Annotated in this window: 16 protein-coding genes and 1 pseudogene; 16 read left to right on the plus strand and 1 reads right to left on the minus strand. The window is 62.1% G+C overall.

Features of this window, described 5'->3' with window-relative positions:
* Window positions 1-71: 71 nt before the first annotated feature.
* The 8 genes from NKI24_RS21785 (at window position 72) to NKI24_RS21820 (ending at window position 6,770) form a co-directional block, all read left to right on the plus strand.
* A complete protein-coding gene (locus NKI24_RS21785; RefSeq protein ID WP_352748180.1) occupies window positions 72-1,175 on the plus strand; it encodes an NADH:flavin oxidoreductase/NADH oxidase in 1,104 nt (367 codons plus the stop codon).
* A 112-nt stretch (window positions 1,176-1,287) separates the two neighbouring features.
* Complete coding sequence (locus NKI24_RS21790) at window positions 1,288-1,605, plus strand: SH3 domain-containing protein (protein WP_352458599.1); 318 nt, start codon at window positions 1,288-1,290, stop codon at window positions 1,603-1,605.
* A gap of 62 nt (window positions 1,606-1,667) precedes the next feature.
* On the plus strand, window positions 1,668-1,961 hold the full coding sequence (locus NKI24_RS21795) for a DUF982 domain-containing protein (protein WP_031211240.1): 294 nt from the start codon (window positions 1,668-1,670) through the stop codon (window positions 1,959-1,961).
* A gap of 28 nt (window positions 1,962-1,989) precedes the next feature.
* Window positions 1,990-2,229 (plus strand): DUF2188 domain-containing protein, encoded by a 240-nt coding sequence (locus tag NKI24_RS21800; protein ID WP_023674770.1) that lies wholly within the window; start codon window positions 1,990-1,992, stop codon window positions 2,227-2,229.
* 163 nt (window positions 2,230-2,392) lie between these two features.
* A complete protein-coding gene (locus NKI24_RS21805) occupies window positions 2,393-3,478 on the plus strand; it encodes an ABC transporter ATP-binding protein (RefSeq protein WP_352453485.1) in 1,086 nt (361 codons plus the stop codon).
* A 33-nt stretch (window positions 3,479-3,511) separates the two neighbouring features.
* Window positions 3,512-4,837 carry an ABC transporter substrate-binding protein gene (locus tag NKI24_RS21810; protein ID WP_352748185.1) on the plus strand — a complete coding sequence of 442 codons (1,326 nt, stop codon included), beginning with the start codon at window positions 3,512-3,514 and terminating at the stop codon, window positions 4,835-4,837.
* A 141-nt stretch (window positions 4,838-4,978) separates the two neighbouring features.
* Window positions 4,979-5,875: a carbohydrate ABC transporter permease gene (locus NKI24_RS21815; RefSeq protein ID WP_352453492.1), complete on the plus strand. Its 897-nt coding sequence runs from the start codon at window positions 4,979-4,981 to the stop codon at window positions 5,873-5,875.
* A gap of 1 nt (window position 5,876) precedes the next feature.
* Window positions 5,877-6,770: a carbohydrate ABC transporter permease gene (locus NKI24_RS21820; RefSeq protein ID WP_352748188.1), complete on the plus strand. Its 894-nt coding sequence runs from the start codon at window positions 5,877-5,879 to the stop codon at window positions 6,768-6,770.
* Window positions 6,771-6,861: 91 nt separating this feature from the next.
* Here NKI24_RS21820 and NKI24_RS21825 read toward each other — a convergent pair whose 3' ends face one another.
* Window positions 6,862-7,848 (minus strand): alpha/beta fold hydrolase, encoded by a 987-nt coding sequence (locus tag NKI24_RS21825; protein WP_352748191.1) that lies wholly within the window; start codon window positions 7,846-7,848, stop codon window positions 6,862-6,864.
* A gap of 149 nt (window positions 7,849-7,997) precedes the next feature.
* Between NKI24_RS21825 and NKI24_RS21830 the strand changes: the two genes are divergently transcribed.
* From NKI24_RS21830 to NKI24_RS21870, 8 genes and pseudogenes are all read left to right on the plus strand, one after another.
* A complete protein-coding gene (locus NKI24_RS21830; protein WP_352748193.1) occupies window positions 7,998-8,747 on the plus strand; it encodes a competence/damage-inducible protein A in 750 nt (249 codons plus the stop codon).
* Between the two features lie 78 nt (window positions 8,748-8,825).
* On the plus strand, window positions 8,826-9,659 hold the full coding sequence (locus NKI24_RS21835) for a universal stress protein (protein WP_352699960.1): 834 nt from the start codon (window positions 8,826-8,828) through the stop codon (window positions 9,657-9,659).
* 127 nt (window positions 9,660-9,786) lie between these two features.
* Window positions 9,787-10,287, plus strand: a complete 501-nt coding sequence (gene gpt / locus NKI24_RS21840) for a xanthine phosphoribosyltransferase (protein ID WP_352481145.1) — start codon at window positions 9,787-9,789, stop codon at window positions 10,285-10,287.
* Window positions 10,288-10,509: 222 nt separating this feature from the next.
* Window positions 10,510-10,998 carry an NUDIX hydrolase gene (locus NKI24_RS21845; protein ID WP_352748196.1) on the plus strand — a complete coding sequence of 163 codons (489 nt, stop codon included), beginning with the start codon at window positions 10,510-10,512 and terminating at the stop codon, window positions 10,996-10,998.
* A 645-nt stretch (window positions 10,999-11,643) separates the two neighbouring features.
* The gene (locus NKI24_RS21850) at window positions 11,644-15,402 is read left to right on the plus strand and encodes a vitamin B12-dependent ribonucleotide reductase (RefSeq protein WP_352748197.1); all 3,759 of its coding nucleotides are present in this window, start codon (window positions 11,644-11,646) and stop codon (window positions 15,400-15,402) included.
* 3 nt (window positions 15,403-15,405) lie between these two features.
* The gene (locus NKI24_RS21855) at window positions 15,406-16,182 is read left to right on the plus strand and encodes a DUF4145 domain-containing protein (RefSeq protein WP_352453490.1); all 777 of its coding nucleotides are present in this window, start codon (window positions 15,406-15,408) and stop codon (window positions 16,180-16,182) included.
* 430 nt (window positions 16,183-16,612) lie between these two features.
* Window positions 16,613-16,818, plus strand: a pseudogene (locus tag NKI24_RS21865) (type II toxin-antitoxin system HicB family antitoxin).
* Between the two features lie 68 nt (window positions 16,819-16,886).
* Entirely contained in the window at window positions 16,887-17,267 is a 381-nt protein-coding gene (locus tag NKI24_RS21870; protein WP_352453491.1) for a VOC family protein, read from the plus strand.
* The last annotated feature ends 406 nt before the right edge of the window (window positions 17,268-17,673 follow it).

Here is a 17,673-nt window from a genome sequence, read left to right on the forward strand (position 1 = left end):
GTTCACCGTCTCGTGTCTGGCGCTGGCACAATCGGCTGCATAAATAGCGGCAACCCTTTCCGGAGTTTTTTATGACCTCATCGCTTTTCCAGCCGATCACCCTCGACGGCCTGACCTTCCCCAACCGCATCGCGGTCGCGCCGATGTGCCAGTATTCGGCCGAGGACGGCTCGGCCAGCGATTGGCACCTCTATCACTGGATGAACCTGGCGATGTCCGGCGCCGGCATGGTCACCGTCGAGATGACCGATGTCGAACGGCGCGGCCGCATCTCCCATGGCTGTCTCGGCCTCTATTCCGAGGACAACGAGGCGGCCGCGCGACGCACGCTGGATGCAGCCAAGCGTGTCGCCGCACCGGGCACGAAATTCGGCACGCAGCTTGCCCATGCCGGCCGCAAGGCCTCGAACCGCAAACCTTGGGAGGGCGGCGGCCCGCTGCATGCCGATCAGGATCCGTGGCCGATCGTGTCGGCCTCGGCGATCGCCTACGACACCGGCTGGCAGGTGCCGCGGGCGCTGGAGGATGACGAGATCCTGCAAATCATCGAACGCTTCGCAGAAGCGGCACGGCGGGCCGAGCGCGCCGGCTTCGACTTCATCGAGCTGCATGCCGCGCATGGCTATCTGATCTTCCAGTTCCTGTCGCCGCTCTCCAACCGGCGCACCGACCGCTGGGGCGGCTCGCTGGAAAACCGCATGCGTTTCGCCGTCGAGATCGCCAAGGCGGTGAAGAAGGCGGTGCCCAGGCTGATGCTGGGCGCGCGCCTGTCGATTAAGGAATGGGTCGATGGCGGCTTCGAGGTCGAGGATGCGATCGAAGTGGCAAAAGGGCTGAAGGAAGCCGGCGTCGCCTATCTCTGCTGCTCGAGCGGCGGCAATTCACCGTTGCAGAAGCTGCCCTCCGGGCCCGGCTACCAGGTTCATCTGGCCGAAGCGGTGCGCAAGGCCGTCGGCATCCCGACGCGGGCCGTCGGCCTGATCGACGATCCGAAACAGGCCGAGGCGATCGTCGCCGACGGCCGCGCCGACATGGTGGCGCTGGCGCGCGCCTTCCTTGCCGATCCGCGCTGGGGCTGGCGCGCCGCGGCCACCTTCGGCGAAAAAATCCACCCGGCGCCGCAGCTTGCCCGCTCGGTGACGACGATGCAGCACTGGATGAAAGCGGCGAACTGAAGGGGCGGGTTCTCACCTCACTGGGCAGGTATCACAGCTTCGCATTGATCCACTGCCGGTGTAGAATGGCCGGGGGCCGCGGCTGGGCGCGGCGGGTTGGGGGAGCAGAGACATGCCGTTCAGGGGGAATTCCATTGCGGCTGCTGCCGCGGTGTTGGCCGGGCTGTCGTTCGCCGCACCGACGCCGGCCGGGGCGCAATATTGCGAAGGCACGGTGCACGGCCTTTCCAGGCACTACAATCTGGCGACGGGAAGCGGCTTTCTCGCCGTTCGAGCCCGACCGAACTCGTCGTCGCGCATGATCGGGCAATTGTTCAACGGCGACCAAACCGAGATCTTCGACCGCCGCGGAAGCTGGTACAAGGTCGATTTCGGCGGCCGCACCGGCTGGGCGAATGCACGCTGGCTGCGCAACGACTGCGGCTATTGAGCTATTTTCGCCTGAGCTAAAATAGCAGTTGCAACCAAATCGGCCGCTCCGCGTTGGCGGCGATGATGGACAGCAAGCCATTTGAAAAGCCGGTCGTGGTCGAACTCGGCCATGTCGGCAAATATCGGCAGATCCGCAGCGCCCAGGAGGCGGCGGAGTGCTTGATGACGGTCTGGCCACTCAATCGCGGGCCGCGTCATCGTGATGCCCTCGACACTTGCCTAAAAGTGCTGGAAGGTTATCGTTCGACGGCGGATGCGCGCCGCGCACTGATCGAAGCCGCCAGGGAATCGGACGTGCTGGTCACAGACGACAGGCTGCCGGACGACAGACTGGCCGACGACAGGCTGCATTGAGGCAACGGGCTTTCAACCGGAGGGTTTCATGGCGAAACTGACCTACAAGATCGTCGAGCACGACGGAGGCTGGGCCTACAAGGTCGGCTCGACATTCTCCGAAACGTTCCCCACCCATCAGGACGCCTTGCGCGCCGCCGAGATCGCTTCCGCCGAACAGCAGGTCGCCGGCAACACCGATGGCATCCAGTACGAGGACGCCGACGGCAAATGGCACGACGAGCTCGCGGACGGCCGCGACCGGCCGCAGACCGAGGTTTCGGATTAGGGTGTGCCGATATCCCAGTGATGCCGGCGTGCTTTACAGGTCGGTTTGGTAGCGCTACCGTCTCACATCGCGCGTGACCGGGGAGGAGCCTGGCGCTGTCGCGGGCCAGGCAGGAAAGCGGTTTCCTTCGAAGTCGTTGCAGGAATCAATCGGGAGGAGATCGATGGCGTCTGTCGCAATCGGCGATGTCTACAAATCATTTGGGACCGTCGAGGTCCTGCACGGGGTCAGCGTCGATATAAACGACGGCGAGTTCGTCACGCTGGTCGGTCCTTCGGGTTGCGGAAAGTCGACCCTTCTCAGGATGATCGCCGGCCTGGAAAAGATCTCGCGCGGCCAAATCGCGATCGGCAAACGTGTCGTCAATAACGTTGCGCCAAAGGAGCGCGACGTCGCCATGGTCTTCCAGAACTATGCGCTCTACCCGCATATGACGGTCGCCGAGAACATGGCGTTCTCGCTGATGCTCAAGGGCGTTCCCAAGACGGAGAGCGATGCCGGCGTGCGGCGCGCGGCCGAAATCCTGGGACTGGTGCCGCTGCTCGACCGCTATCCGCGCCAGCTTTCCGGCGGGCAGCGCCAGCGCGTTGCCATGGGCCGGGCGATCGTGCGCGACCCGCAGGTTTTCCTGTTCGACGAGCCGCTATCCAATCTCGATGCCAAGCTCCGGGTGCAGATGCGCGCCGAGATCAAGGAACTGCACCAGCGCCTGAAGACGACGACGGTCTACGTCACCCACGACCAGATCGAGGCGATGACAATGGCCGACAAGATCGTCGTCATGCATGACGGCATCGTCGAGCAGATCGGGCCGCCGCTCGAACTCTACGACCGGCCGAACAATCTTTTTGTCGCCAGCTTCATCGGCTCGCCCGCCATGAACATGCTCAGGGGCGAGATCGTAAGCGACGGCTCGCCGTCATTTCGCGGCGCCGGAGGGATTTCGGTCCCGTTGGCCTCGGCACTTTCCATCGGCAATGGTGAGCCGGTCGTGCTGGGGATACGGCCCGAGCATTTACGGCTGTCCGACCATCAGGGCATCCCGGTCACCGTCGTGGTGGTCGAGCCGACAGGGTCCGAAGTGCAGCTCATCGGCCGCACCGCCGGCGGCGAGGAGATCGTCGCAAATTTCCGCGAACGCCATTCCTTCACGCCAGGCGAAACCATCCGGCTTACGGCCGAGCCTGGCCTCATCCATCTCTTTCACGGCAAAACCGGACAGCGGTTCGAAACACCCATCGAGCAGTAGGACGGCAATGACAATAAGCAGGAGGAAGCGAGCATGAAATTCACCAGACGCGACGTGATCCGCACCACCGCCGGTGCGGCGGCGGGAGCCTTGGGAAGCCGGCTCATCGGCTCTCCCGCCTTTGCCCAGGAGGGGTTGAAATACAAGCCCGAGGACGGCGCCAAGCTCAGGCTGTTGCGCTGGTCGCCTTTCGTGAAGGGCGACGAGGACCAATGGCTGGCCAACACCAAGCGCTTCACCGAAGCGACCGGTGTCGAGGTTCGCGTCGACAAGGAAAGCTGGGAGGACATCCGCCCCAAGGCGGCGGTCGCCGCCAATGTCGGCTCCGGCCCGGATCTCATGTTGGTCTGGTTCGACGACCCGCATCAATATCCCGACAAGCTGCACGACGTGACGGAATTGGGTGAATATCTCGGCTCGAAATATGGCGGCTGGTACGACGGACCGCACCAGTATGCGACGCGGGAGGGCAAATTCCTCGGCCTGCCTCTCGCCACCATCGGCAATGCCATCGTCTACCGGGAGAGCTGGGTGAAAGAAGCGGGTTTTTCGGAGTTTCCCAAGGACACTCAAGGCTTGCTCGAACTTTGCAAGGCGCTGCAGGCGAAGGGACATCCGGCCGGCTTCACGCACGGCCACGGCGTCGGCGACGGCAACAACTACGCTCACTGGCTGCTGTGGAGCCACGGCGGCCAGATGGTCGACGAGAGCGGAAAGGTAACGATCAACAGCCCGGAGACGCTCAAGGCGATCGAATACGCGCAGCAACTCTACAAGACCTTCATTCCCGGCACCGAAAGCTGGCTCGACGTCAACAACAACCGCGCCTTCCTGGCCGGCGAAGTCAGTGTCATCGCCAATGGGATTTCCGCGTACAACACGGCCAAGATCAACAAGGACAATGATCCGAAGCTGGCTGAAATAGCCAAGGACATTCGCACCACCAACCTGCCGATCGGCCCGGTCGGGAAATCCGTCGAGCTGTTCCAGGTGACCACGGCCGTGATCTTCGACTACACGCCCTATCCCAACGCCGCCAAGGCCTACCTGCAGTTCATGTTCGAGGATCCGCAAATGTCGCAGTGGATCACGTCGTCGGCAGGCTATTGCTGCCAGACGCTCAAAGCCTTCGACAACAACCCGGTGTGGACGGCCGATCCGAACAATGCCGCCTACGCCAAGGCCTCGGCGACGCTGCGGCCCAACGGCTATGCCGGCCCGCTTGGCTATGCCTCGGCAGCGACCATGGCCGACTATGTGCTGGTCGACATGTTCGCCAAGGCGGTGACAGGCCAGGCGACACCGCAAGAAGCGATGGAAGAAGCCGAGAAGCGCGCAAACCGCTACTATCGCGTTTGAGCCGGGTTCAGCCGGGCAGCCATGCTGCCCGGCTTCGAATCGCGCATGGCCGCCCGCCGTTCAATGAGACCTTAGAGGAGCCGACCCATGGCCGTGACCTCCACTGCCGCTCAGCCACGCCGGTCGGCGCTGTCGCGCATTATGACGTTCGTGTCCGAAAGTCATAACGCGCTTGGCTTCGGCTTCATGCTGCCGGCGGCGGCGCTGCTACTGGTCTTCCTGACCTATCCGCTCGGGCTCGGCGTCTGGCTCGGCTTCACCGATGCCCGCATCGGCCGCCCCGGCATCTTCATCGGTATCGAGAACTACGAATATCTGTGGGATGACGCCGTCTTCTGGCTCTCGGTCTTCAACACCTTGCTCTACACGATCAGCGCCTCGGTCCTGAAGTTTGCGCTCGGCCTGTGGCTGGCGCTTATCCTCAACCAGAACCTGCCGTTCAAGTCGTTCTTCCGCGCGATCGTCCTGCTGCCCTGGGTGGTGCCGACGGTGCTGTCGGCGATCGCCTTCTGGTGGATCTACGATTCGCAATTCTCGATCCTGTCCTGGGCGCTTATGGAAATGGGCCTGATCGACCATCGCATCAACTTCCTCGGCGATCCCGAGAATGCGCGGGCTTCGGTCATCGCCGCCAATGTCTGGCGCGGCATTCCTTTCGTGGCGATCACGCTGCTTGCCGGCCTGCAGACGATTCCGCAGTCGCTCTACGAGGCCGCCACGCTCGACGGCGCCAGCCGCTGGCAATTGTTCCGCTATGTGACGCTGCCGCTGCTGACGCCGATCATCGCCATCACCATGACGTTTTCGGTGCTGTTCACCTTCACCGACTTCCAGCTGATTTATGTGCTGACGCGCGGCGGGCCGGTGAACGCCACGCATCTGATGGCGACGCTGTCGTTCCAGCGCGGCATTTCCGGAGGCCAGCTTGGCGAAGGCGCCGCGATCGCAGTTGCCATGATCCCGTTCCTGCTGGCGGCGATCCTGTTCAGCTATTTTGGCCTGCAGCGTCGCAAATGGCAGCAGGGCGGCGGAGATTGACATGACCGCGATCGAAACGAGCAAACGCCCGGAACTCGACGAAGGCGGCATGGGCTACCTGCAGAGTTTGCCGCGGCGCGTGGTGACGGTCTACCTGCCGTTGCTGATCTTCGTCATCGTGCTGTTGTTTCCGTTCTACTGGATGACGATCACGGCGGTTAAGCCCAACCTCGAGATGACCGACTACGCCAATTTCAATCCGTTCTGGGTGGTGCATCCGACGCTCGAGCATATCCGCTACCTGCTCTTCGAGACGTCTTATCCGGGCTGGCTGCTCAACACGATCATCATCTCGACCGCCGCCACGTTCCTGTCGCTGCTGGTTGCCGTGTTCGCTGCCTATGCGATCGAACGCTTGAGGTTCTCCGGGGCGCGGCAGGTCGGCCTCGCGGTGTTCCTCGCCTATCTCGTGCCGCCGTCGATCCTGTTCATTCCGCTCTCGGTGATGGTGTTCAACCTTGGACTTTACGACACGCCGTTCGCGCTCATCCTCACCTATCCGACCTTCCTGATCCCGTTCTGCACATGGCTGCTGATGGGTTATTTCCGCTCGATCCCGTTCGAGCTGGAAGAATGCGCGCTGATCGACGGGGCGAGCCGTTGGCAGATCCTCACCAAGATCGTGCTGCCGCTGTCGGTGCCGGGCCTGATTTCCGCCGGCATCTTCGCATTCACGCTGTCATGGAACGAGTTCATCTACGCCTTGACCTTCATCCAGTCGTCCGAAAACAAGACTGTGCCGGTCGGCGTGCTCACCGAGCTGGTGCGCTCGGACGTCTATGAATGGGGGGCGCTGATGGCGGGAGCGCTGATCGGCTCGCTGCCGGTCGTGGTGCTCTATTCGTTCTTTGTCGAGCACTATGTTTCCTCGATGACCGGAGCCGTGAAGGAATAGCCAGCATCGTGATTGGGTTCGGAGGTATTCCCGGCGGCCGGGATGCCCGGGGCGGGCACCCTGCCGGCCGAGACCGCGTTCCGGAAGGGTGTCAGCTGCCGGTGTCGGACTTCGGCGCAAATGCGCGGTCGGCAATGCGTTCGATGAAAGCGACGACCCGTTCCGGCTCGACGAATTGCGGCATGTGGCCAAGCCCCTCGACAGCCTCGAAATCGAGCCCCCTGATCTTTTCCACCACCGGCCAGCCTTGAATATCGATGCCCAGCACGAGATCGGAAGCACCAAACAGAATGCCGGCCGGCATGGTGATCTCACCATAGCGTGGCTCGATGCGGCCAAGGTCGTGCTCAATGGCCACGACATCGGTCGACGTTGCATAGAAATGGGTTGGCCTCAGCCCGCACCAGCCGCCGCCCTCGACCATATAGTCGGCCGGCGCCGTCTGCGGCGCGAAGATGAAGGCAAGCGTCGCTTCGGCATATTTGAGAGCCGCCGGGATCGCCACCGTATGAGCCATGATCCGGCGCCGCAGCGGCGACTTGATGTACAGCGGGCCGAACTTCTGGCGCGCGTCCGGCTCCAGATGGGTCAGCGGTGCCAGCAAGGCGATGCCGGAAATCGCCGTGGGATGCTCGATAGCCAGCGTCAGCGCGATGGCGCCACCCAGCGAATGACCGACGACCAGAGGCCTTTCCAGCCCAAGCGCGTCGATAAAATGCCGCACGACCTCGGCCTGCTCGGACAGCCGTCCGCTGGCGCCCCTGGCCCGCACCGAATAGCCGGAGCCCGGACGGTCGAGCGCGATCAGCCGATAGTTCGGGCCGAACCGTCCGAACAGCGTGTGGCCGAATTGATGAAGCTGCGCGCCGAGGCCGTGCAGGAAGACGATCGGCCGCCCCTCGCCCGTCTCGACATAATGGATGCGGTTGCCGTCGATCTCGATGAATTTGCCACTGGCCGGCACCAGCCTTTCGGCCTTCGCCGCGATCCGCAGCGTCGCCAGCATCGGATAGGCTGCCACGACGAGCGCCAGCAGAAACAGCGCGCCGGGTAGCCATAGCAGAATCGATGCCGGCATGTCTTGCTCAGGGCTCCAAACCGGCACGCAGCATCACCCGCCAACGGGTGTACTGCAAGGGAGGTGGCACAGGTAGATCCGTCGTTTGGCGGCATTGCCGCCGGCCGTTTGCCGCGCTATCTCAGGCGACCCGTTTGCCGGAGCCAGTCATGACCGAAATCGTCACCGCCGCCATGCTCGTCATCGGCGACGAGATTCTGTCCGGCCGCACCAAGGACAAGAACATCGGCCACCTCGCCGACATCATGACGGCGATCGGCATCGACCTGAAGGAAGTCCGCATCGTTCCCGACGAAGAAGACGAGATCGTCGCTGCGGTGAATGCGCTGCGCACCCGCTATACTTATGTCTTCACCACCGGCGGCATCGGCCCGACGCATGACGACATCACCGCCGATTCGGTTGCCAAGGCCTTTGGCGTGCCATGCGAATACGACGCCAAGGCCTACGCCCTGCTGGAGGCAAGCTACGCCGCCCGCGGCATCGAATACACCGAAGCGCGCAAGCGCATGGCGCGGATGCCGCGCGGGGCAGACCACATCGATAATCCAGTGTCGGTTGCACCGGGCTTTCGCATTGGCAACGTCCATGTCATGGCCGGCGTGCCGGCGATTTTCCAGGCGATGCTCGACAATGTCGTGCCGACATTGCGGGCCGGCACCAAAATGCTGTCGGCAACCGTGGAATGCCCGTTCGGCGAAGGCCTGATCGGCGGGCCGCTGGGCGACATCCAGAAGGCGCATCCGGACACGATCATCGGCTCCTACCCGAAATATGGCGACGGCAAGTTCTGGACGGAACTGGTGGTGCGCGCCCGCAGCCAGCAGGCGCTGGACTCCGCACGCGCCGACGTAGAGGCTATGGTGGCGGGCTTGATCAAGGCAAGCCGAGTGGGCTGATCGGCCGGCCTGACGGAACCAGCATCGCGCAGTGACGTTTGTCACGGATGGGATCGCCGTAAGAAGTGAGGGACTGCCATGCGCTTCAAGACCATCGTCGCCATACTACAGAACGAACAGGACGCCGAGCGCGTCCTCGACTGCGCGATCCCGCTGGCCGGCCGGTTCCAGAGCCATCTGATCGGCATCCATGCCGAGGCGCTGCCCGTGCCCTACACCTCTGCCACCGGCTTTCCGGACACCGAGTTCCTGCAGGTTTCCGCCGATATGAACCGGGAGCGCGCCGAGAAGTTGCAGGCCGCCTTTCACAAGCGCATCGAGAATTCCGGCCTGTCGTTCGAGTGGCGCAGCCTCGAGAGTTTTTCCGGCGACAGTGCGCTGACCGGCATCTCGACCGTTCGCACCGCGGACCTGATCATCGCCGCGCAGCGCGAATCGGGCAGCGACCCGAGCGCCGACGTCGACACGCTGGTCTACGATGCCGGCCGGCCGGTGCTGGTGGTGCCGCATTCGGGTCCGTTGGTGACCAGCTTCAAGCACGTGCTGCTCGCCTGGAACGGCAGCAAGGAAGCCGCGCGCGCGGCCTTCGATGCCCTGCCCTTCATCATCGAGGCCGAGAAGACGGACATCGTCGTCATCGACCCGCCGGATACGCTCGACGAGGCGCCGGAAACGGCCGGCGCAGAGATCGCCGCCTCGCTGTCCAGGCACGGCGCGACCGTCAGCGTCTCGGTGCTGAGGTCCGGCGGCGCCTCGGTCGACGACATCATCCAGACCAGGGTCGCCGAGTCGGGTGCGGACCTGCTCGTGCTCGGCGCCTACAGCCATTCCTGGCTGCGCCAGCTGCTGTTCGGCGGGGTGACGCGAACGGTGCTGCGCACCGCACCCGTGGCGGCCTTTCTGTCGCGGTAGGTTCACAGGGATAGCTGGCAGGACAATAGCTTTGCCGCGCCCTTGCCAAAGCCAAGCCTTTCCAGTTAATTCCGCGCGCATTCCATAGTGTCTGCGCGCGATGCGCGCTTTGCGGAGTGCGCGAAAGATGTCCCTGCCCGAAAAAGCCTTCCCGGTCTCCTGGGACCAGTTCCACCGCGATGCGCGCGCGCTCGCCTGGCGGCTTGCCGGCGCCAACAAGGGGCAATGGAAGGCGATCGTCTGCATCACGCGCGGCGGCCTGGTTCCGGCCGCCATTATTTCGCGCGAGCTTGGCATCCGCATCATCGAGACGGTCTGCGTCGCCTCCTACCACGATTATACCAGCCAGGGGCAATTGCAGGTGCTGAAGGAGGTCACGCCGGCGCTGCTCGCCGATGACGGGGCCGGCGTGCTGATCATCGACGACCTGACCGACACCGGCAAGACGGCAGGCATCGTGCGCGCGATGATGCCCAGGGCGCATTTCGCCACCGTCTATGCCAAGCCGAAAGGCAGGCCGATGGTCGACACTTTCGTCACCGAGGTCAGCCAGGACACCTGGATCTATTTTCCCTGGGACATGGGCTTCACCTACCAGAAGCCGATCGCCGACGACCACGCCGGCTGATTCGCGGCAACGCCGCTTGATGCACCGAGTCCGCCCAGGGGACCTCCGCACACCGATAAAGGCGTGGCGCGACGCTGCTGCAGTCGCGCCATTAGGCTGAGATCGGCGCAGATTGACGGAATCTGGCCGATCCGTGAAACATTTTTTACTTTCATTGCTTATAATTAGCCGTAAGATTCGTGAGACGGCAAATGATTCTGGAAGCTGGGGCAAGCTTCTCCGATGTTGACGAGGCCAACGACGCACAACCATAAGGCCGAAAGGGTCCGGCGACTCTTCGGCGCGGTGCCCTCCCGCCTGCAGGTTGCAGCGCTGCCCTGGCGCGATAGCGGCGACGGCGTCGAAATCATGCTGATTACCAGCCGCGATACCGGCCGCTGGGTGCTTCCCAAGGGCTGGCCGGAAGCAAAGGAGCCGCTTTGCGAAGCGGCGGCACGCGAAGCCGGCGAGGAGGCCGGCCTGAGCGGCACAATCTCGCATCACGAGGCCGGCCGCTATTTCTATGCCAAGCTGCTGGCTACCGGCGAGGAAGTGCCGTGCGAGGTCCTGGTGTTCCCGCTGCAGGTCGACAAGGTCGCCGACCGGTGGAAGGAAAAGCGGGCACGCAGCCGCAAATGGGTCAGCGCCGCCGAGGCTGTGCGCATGGTCAACGAACCCGACCTCAGCCAGATCATCGCCCATTTCTGCGCCGATCCGCATCGGTTCTCCTGAGTCTCAGTCGCGCATAGCCTATCGCTCAGGTGCTGTGAACGTCGTTGCCGAAGCGCCTCCACCCAGAGCCGACCCTTCCTTGCGCTCCGCTTCTATCCCCGTTATCCACATGTGTGACACACAAGATGTGGGGGTCATAAAAGCTACGCAAACGAATCCTTGACGGCGCAAAACGAGTCGCCTTTTATAGGCCATGCGCTCCTGTTGAGAGTGCGACCGGAAAAGTTTCGAGGCCGGTCTTTTTCCCGGAATATGTGCGTTTTGAGCCGCATTCCCGCCTGTTTACGAGGCCGGCGAAGGCGTGGGATTTTGAAGCCTTGGGGGGCGAAAGGGGAGGATTGTCGGACTTGAATAAATTGTCTGTTAATACTATATTTAGTGTTTGCAGGCAGGTTCGACGCTAGATAATGTGAAGCTCCCTCGACCGAGGGCGTTACAAAAAGTTTTCAGTTTTGAGGGACCCACAGGGTCCGTGAGCGCGTTGACAGCGGCCTCGCAAGAGGTTCGACCGGCAGGGCGGCGGAGACTGTGATGATGAGAGCCGGCGGGTTTCGAACGCCGGCAGACGGCGGACATGCGCGTTTCCTCAAGAGGGCAGAAATCCTCTGGGAAAAGCGCTATATGTAGACAAAAGGGACCGGACCAATGCGCATCGAGCGTCGTTTCACCAAGCCAGGGCAATCAGCTTACGCGGAGATCGAATTCCGCAAGGCGCTTTCCGAGATCAAGAATCCGGATGGATCGGTGGTGTTCCGCTTGGACAACATCGACGTGCCGGCGCAGTTCTCCCAGGTTGCCGCCGATATCCTGGCGCAGAAATATTTCCGCAAGGCGGGCGTCCCGGCACGGCTGAAGAAGGTCGAAGAGACGCAAGTCCCCTCCTTCCTGTGGCGCTCCGTCGCCGACGAGGCTGAACTGGCCAAGCTGCCGGAAGCCGAGCGCTACGGTTCCGAGATCGACGCCCGCCAGGTCTTCGACCGGCTTGCCGGTACCTGGACCTATTGGGGCTGGAAGGGCGGCTACTTCAAGTCGGAGGAAGACGCGCGCGCCTTCCGCGACGAGCTCGCCTATATGCTGGCCACCCAGCGCGTCGCGCCGAACTCGCCGCAATGGTTCAACACCGGCCTGCACTGGGCCTATGGCATCGACGGCCCGAGCCAGGGCCACTTCTATGTCGACCCGTTCACCGGCAAGCTGACCAAGTCGAAGTCTTCCTACGAGCATCCGCAGCCGCATGCCTGCTTCATCCAGGGCGTGCAGGACGACCTCGTCAATGAAGGCGGCATCATGGACCTGTGGGTGCGTGAGGCGCGGCTGTTCAAATACGGCTCCGGTACCGGCTCCAATTTCTCGTTCCTGCGCGGCGAAGGCGAAAAGCTGTCGGGCGGCGGCCGCTCGTCGGGGCTGATGAGCTTCCTCAAGATCGGCGACCGCGCGGCGGGCGCCATCAAGTCGGGCGGCACGACGCGTCGCGCCGCGAAAATGGTCATCGTCGACGCCGATCATCCCGATATCGAGGAATTCATCGACTGGAAGGTCAATGAGGAGCAGAAGGTCGCCTCGCTGGTCACCGGCTCGAAGATCGTCAAGAAGCATCTCGAAGCGATCATGAAGGCCTGCATCAACTGCGAAGGCAATGGCGACGACTGCTTCGACCCGGCGGTCAACACCGCGCTGAAGCGCGAGATCAAGGCGGCCAAGAAGGACGCGGTGCCGGAGAACTACATCTACCGCGTCATCCAGTTCGCCAGGCAGGGCTACACCTCGATGTCGTTCAAGACCTACGACACCGACTGGGATTCGGACGCCTATCTCACCGTTTCCGGCCAGAATTCCAACAATTCGGTGTCGCTGAAGGATGATTTCCTGCGCGCCGTCGAGCAGGACGGCGACTGGCATCTCACCGCCCGCAAGGACGGCAAGGTGCTGAAGACACTGAAGGCGCGCGATCTCTGGGAAAAGATCGGCTATGCCGCCTGGGCATCGGCCGATCCGGGCCTGCATTTCAACACGACGATGAACGACTGGCACACCTGCGCCTCGGCCGGTGCGATCCGGGCGTCCAACCCGTGCTCGGAATACATGTTTCTCGACGACACCGCCTGCAACCTGGCCTCGATCAACCTTCTGCCCTACCGCAATGCCGACGGCACGATCGACATCGCTGCCTACGAGCACACGGTGCGGCTGTGGACCATGGTGCTGGAAATCTCCGTCATGATGGCGCAGTTCCCGTCGAAGGAGATCGCCAAGCTTTCCTACGAGTACCGCACGCTCGGCCTCGGCTACGCCAATATTGGCGGCCTGCTGATGACCTCGGGCATTCCCTATGATTCCGACGAGGGCCGCGCCATCTGCGCCGCCCTCACCGCGATCATGACCGGCACGGCCTATGCCACCTCGGCTGAAATGGCCGCCGAGCTCGGCGCCTTCCCCGATTATGACCGCAATGCGCAAAACATGCTGCGCGTCATGCGCAACCACCGCCGTGCTGCCTATGGCGAAAGAGACGGCTATGAGAAGCTTGCCGTCAACCCGGTGCCGCTGGTCGCCTCCGATCTCAAGCAGCAGGAACTTGCCGACCATGCCAAGGCCGCCTGGGACCGCGCCATCGAGCTCGGCGAGGAGCATGGCTACCGCAACGCGCAGGCAACGGTGATCGCACCGACCGGCACGATCGGCCTGGTGATGGATTGCGACACCACCGGCATCGAGCCCGACTTCGCGCTGGTGAAATTCAAGAAGCTGGCCGGCGGCGGCTATTTCAAGATCATCAACCGCGCGGTGCCCGAAGCGCTGCGCACGCTCGGCTATTCCGAGAGCCAGATCGCCGAGATCGAGGCCTATGCGGTCGGCCACGGCAATCTCAACCAGGCGCCGGGCATCAATCCTGGCTCGCTCAAGGCAAAAGGCTTTACCGACGAAAAGATCGCCGCGCTCAATGCGGCATTGAAGTCGGCCTTCGATATCAAGTTCGTCTTCAACCAGTGGACGCTGGGCTCTGACTGGGTGAAGGAGACGTTCGGCTTCACCGACGAGCAGCTCAACGATTTCTCATTCGAGATGCTGCCGGCGCTTGGTTTTTCGAAGAAAGATATCGAGGCCGCCAACATCCATGTCTGCGGGGCGATGACGCTGGAAGGCGCGCCGTTCCTGAAGGCCGAACACCTGCCGGTGTTCGACTGCGCCAGCCCGTGCGGCAAGATCGGCAAGCGTTCGCTGTCGATCAACAGCCACATCATGATGATGGCGGCGGCGCAGCCCTTCATCTCCGGCGCCATTTCCAAGACCATCAACATGCCGAACGACGCGACGGTGGAAGACGCCAAAGGCGCCTACATGCTGTCGTGGAAGCTGGCGCTGAAGGCTAACGCGCTCTATCGCGACGGCTCGAAGCTGTCGCAGCCGCTCAATGCCTCGCTGCTCGCCGACGTCGAAGACGACGAGGACGAAGCCATCGAGCAGCTGATCGCGGCGCCGGCCGCACAGCGCGCCGTTCAGGTGACCGAGAAGATCGTCGAGCGCGTCGTCGAGCGTCTCTACCGTGACCGCGAGAAGCTGCCGAACCGCCGCAAGGGCTATACCCAGAAGGCGGTCGTCGGCGGCCACAAGGTCTATCTGCGCACTGGCGAGTTTGATGACGGTCGTATCGGCGAGATCTTCATCGACATGCACAAGGAAGGTGCGGCCTTCCGGGCGATGATGAACAACTTCGCCATCGCCATCTCGCTCGGCCTGCAATATGGCGTGCCGCTCGAGGAATTCGTCGAGGCCTTCACCTTCACCAAATTCGAGCCGGCTGGCATGGTGCAGGGCAATGACGCGATCAAGAACGCCACGTCGATCCTCGACTATGTCTTCCGCGAACTCGCCGTCTCCTATCTCGGCCGCCACGACCTCGCCCATGTCGACCAGTCGGACTTCGACAAGACTGCGCTCGGGCGCGGCATCAACGAAGGCAAGGCAACGCCCTTCTCCAAGGGCCTGACCCGCGGCGCCTCGCCGGTCAAGCTGGTGTCGGGCGCCGAGCCGAAAGGCTTTGCGGGTTCCGGCTCCGGAACTCCAGCCCGTACCGCCCCGACCGCCTTCTCCGGCTCCAACGTGCTGACGCTGAAGCCGGCCAGCGACGAAGCCATCGCCTACAAGCGCGACTACGAGGAGCGCGCCAGGGAACTGGTCGAGGACATCGTCTACGCGGAAGCCTCCGACCCGACGGAGCTGTTCACCGACGAGGCCGCGAAAGAAGCAGCCGAAGCCAAAGCGCTCGCCGCCAACCGGCGCCAGCAATCATTGATGCAGGGCTACACCGGCAACGAATGCTCGGAATGCCATAACTTCACGATGGTGCGGAACGGCACTTGTGAGAAGTGCGATACGTGTGGGGCTACGAGCGGGTGCAGCTGAGGTATGGCTAGCGTGTTTAGTTGGACGTGCCCTTATTGCGGGCACGTCCAAACGGTCACGGACAATAAATACTCTGTAGACAGAGCAGATGTCTCCGTTGAAAGCAAAAACTACCCTTCCTTGGCGGTGCAAATATCCGCAATAGGCTGTGCGAACCAGGAATGTGATCAGGTTCAAATAACAGCCACAGTTGGCCGATATTCGGCGCCGGCAAGCGGAGGCAGCTATGCGTTTAGAGACCCCATTTCAATCCATCAGCTTCGCCCTGAAAGTCAGGCGAAGCCGCAGCCAAAATACATTCCTAGGCCAATAGTAACAGACTACGAGGAAGCCTGTCGCATCAGAGACCTTAGTCCAAAAGCATCAGCAACGCTAGCGAGACGCTGCTTACAAGGTATGATTAGAGATTTTTGCGGCATAGCCAAAAGCCGTCTTGTAGATGAAATAAATACACTACGGGATTCTGCGACGGGTGGGACGGCCCCACAAGGTGTTTCAATTGATAGCATCGATGCAATCGACGGGTTGCGTAAGATTGGCAATATCGGCGCGCACATGGAGAAAGACATCGACGTGATTGTCGATGTCGACCCAAACGAGGCACAAGCCTTGATTGAGTTGATAGAGAGCCTTTTCGAAGAATGGTACGTAGCTCGAGACAAACGTCAACGACGTTTCGCGCGAGTTGCTGAGGTTGCAACTCAAAAAAATGAAGCCAAAACCCCGAAACCTGACAAGGGTGGCGAAACTGAAGCAATAGAGCGAAGCGAGGCCGGATGAAGGGTGTTCCAGCTTGGCACCCTCGGCATTCCGTCCAACAACCCTCAACCATCGCAGCGCTGCGCGCCGATCCACCTTTCCCACAAGGGGAGAAGGGAAGACCGCTCCTCACCCTACTCTGCGTCGACCAATTCCTATCCTCCGCCAGCTCAAGCCCGCCAGGCGTTCTCGTCGCCGTGGAAGACGTTGAGGTCGATGCGGCCCCTCACCTTGCGACAGGCTGGGGTCGGACTATTGCGAGGACCATTTGCGGTCGAGATAAACCTTTGAGGAGGTGCGCCGCCACCGATTGCAACCAAAGGCAGTCATCGCCAACATAATCATGAAATCAAAGCCGGCCGCGTCACGGTGGCCGGCAAGCCGTCTGAAGAGGTTGCTCCAGGAACCCTGAACAGTATCCTCAAGCAGTCCGGTCTGAAGGAGTGATGACATGCGATACGCGGTGGTGATTGAAAAAGCCGGAAACAATTTTTCCGCTATGTGCCGGATCTGCCCGGCTGCATCGCCACCGGTGCGACGGTGCCTGAAGTGGAAACCGAAATTCGTGACGCAATACGCCTTCATATCGAAGGCCTGCGGGCCGATGGGCTGGATGTGCCCAAAGCTGTCAGCCTGGCGGAATATGTCGAGGCATAGAGCCGGGCTGTGGTGCTGCAGGGTTGCGGCGTCCCGCTTCGAGTGTCAGAGTCCCGCGATGGTGCGGAATGATTGATCACATAACGGTTGCAGTGAGCGATCTGCAGAAGTGCAAACTCTTCTACGAAAGAGCTTTTGGACCTTTGGGATATCGCCTTTCCTTTGGTAAGCAGGGGGTGTTTTGGGCTTTTGATGTCGGCAGCGGCAGCTTGTTCGAGATTCAACATTCGGACAGCAAACCACCGCTGACCCGTGTGCACGTCGCTTTCCGGGTAAATGGCAGGGCAGCGGTTGACGCGTTCTATCGAGCTGCCCTCGACGCAGGTGGCGCAGACAATGGTGTACCCGGCCCGCGTCCGGAATATGCAGAGAATTACTATGCCTGTTTTGTACTTGATCCCGATGGCTACAACATTGAAGCCATGCTCAATGAGCCAGTGAAGGAATGACGAGGGGCAATCCTCTCGTCGTCATCCTAGGGCGGAGCAGGAGCGAAGCGACGTCGCGGAGACCCTAGGATCCATGCCGTGCCTTCCGAGCAGCGCGGCAGTGCAGAAGGTGCGAAACGCCGGCGGGACAGCGCCCTGCCGGGCATTTCCCCCAGAGAGACCGGCTTCGCCAATCTTCGACGTCGTGAAAGGGCGCTGCCAATCTCGTGGATGGGAGCGAGGAGCGGAAGCCATTGCTTGGCTTTCCGAGCGACGAATGTCCGGCAGAGCAGAGGGGGCACCGGCACTCGTTCTGCATCGCTGCATTCTTAGGCGACCATCACGGCATGATGGGGTGGACGGCGCCCGACGGCATCGGATGTGCCAGAATGAGTTCGTTGAGATCTCAAACAAGGGAGCCGTCCGT

Origin of the sequence: Mesorhizobium sp. M0701, from assembly GCF_040320365.1 — a bacterium.
In the GTDB taxonomy this organism is placed as follows: Bacteria; Pseudomonadota; Alphaproteobacteria; order Rhizobiales; family Rhizobiaceae; genus Mesorhizobium.

Coding starts and splice junctions, on each gene's coding strand:
- NKI24_RS21790 (WP_352458599.1), top strand. CDS start 1,288: ATGCCGTTCAGGGGGAATTCCATTGCGGCTGCTGCCGCGGTGTTGGCC.
- NKI24_RS21825 (WP_352748191.1), bottom strand. CDS start 7,848: ATGCCGGCATCGATTCTGCTATGGCTACCCGGCGCGCTGTTTCTGCTG.
- NKI24_RS21805 (WP_352453485.1), top strand. CDS start 2,393: ATGGCGTCTGTCGCAATCGGCGATGTCTACAAATCATTTGGGACCGTC.
- gpt (WP_352481145.1), top strand. CDS start 9,787: ATGTCCCTGCCCGAAAAAGCCTTCCCGGTCTCCTGGGACCAGTTCCAC.
- NKI24_RS21835 (WP_352699960.1), top strand. CDS start 8,826: ATGCGCTTCAAGACCATCGTCGCCATACTACAGAACGAACAGGACGCC.
- NKI24_RS21820 (WP_352748188.1), top strand. CDS start 5,877: ATGACCGCGATCGAAACGAGCAAACGCCCGGAACTCGACGAAGGCGGC.
- NKI24_RS21845 (WP_352748196.1), top strand. CDS start 10,510: ATGTTGACGAGGCCAACGACGCACAACCATAAGGCCGAAAGGGTCCGG.
- NKI24_RS21785 (WP_352748180.1), top strand. CDS start 72: ATGACCTCATCGCTTTTCCAGCCGATCACCCTCGACGGCCTGACCTTC.
- NKI24_RS21800 (WP_023674770.1), top strand. CDS start 1,990: ATGGCGAAACTGACCTACAAGATCGTCGAGCACGACGGAGGCTGGGCC.
- NKI24_RS21850 (WP_352748197.1), top strand. CDS start 11,644: ATGCGCATCGAGCGTCGTTTCACCAAGCCAGGGCAATCAGCTTACGCG.
- NKI24_RS21830 (WP_352748193.1), top strand. CDS start 7,998: ATGACCGAAATCGTCACCGCCGCCATGCTCGTCATCGGCGACGAGATT.
- NKI24_RS21870 (WP_352453491.1), top strand. CDS start 16,887: ATGATTGATCACATAACGGTTGCAGTGAGCGATCTGCAGAAGTGCAAA.
- NKI24_RS21795 (WP_031211240.1), top strand. CDS start 1,668: ATGATGGACAGCAAGCCATTTGAAAAGCCGGTCGTGGTCGAACTCGGC.
- NKI24_RS21815 (WP_352453492.1), top strand. CDS start 4,979: ATGACGTTCGTGTCCGAAAGTCATAACGCGCTTGGCTTCGGCTTCATG.
- NKI24_RS21855 (WP_352453490.1), top strand. CDS start 15,406: ATGGCTAGCGTGTTTAGTTGGACGTGCCCTTATTGCGGGCACGTCCAA.
- NKI24_RS21810 (WP_352748185.1), top strand. CDS start 3,512: ATGAAATTCACCAGACGCGACGTGATCCGCACCACCGCCGGTGCGGCG.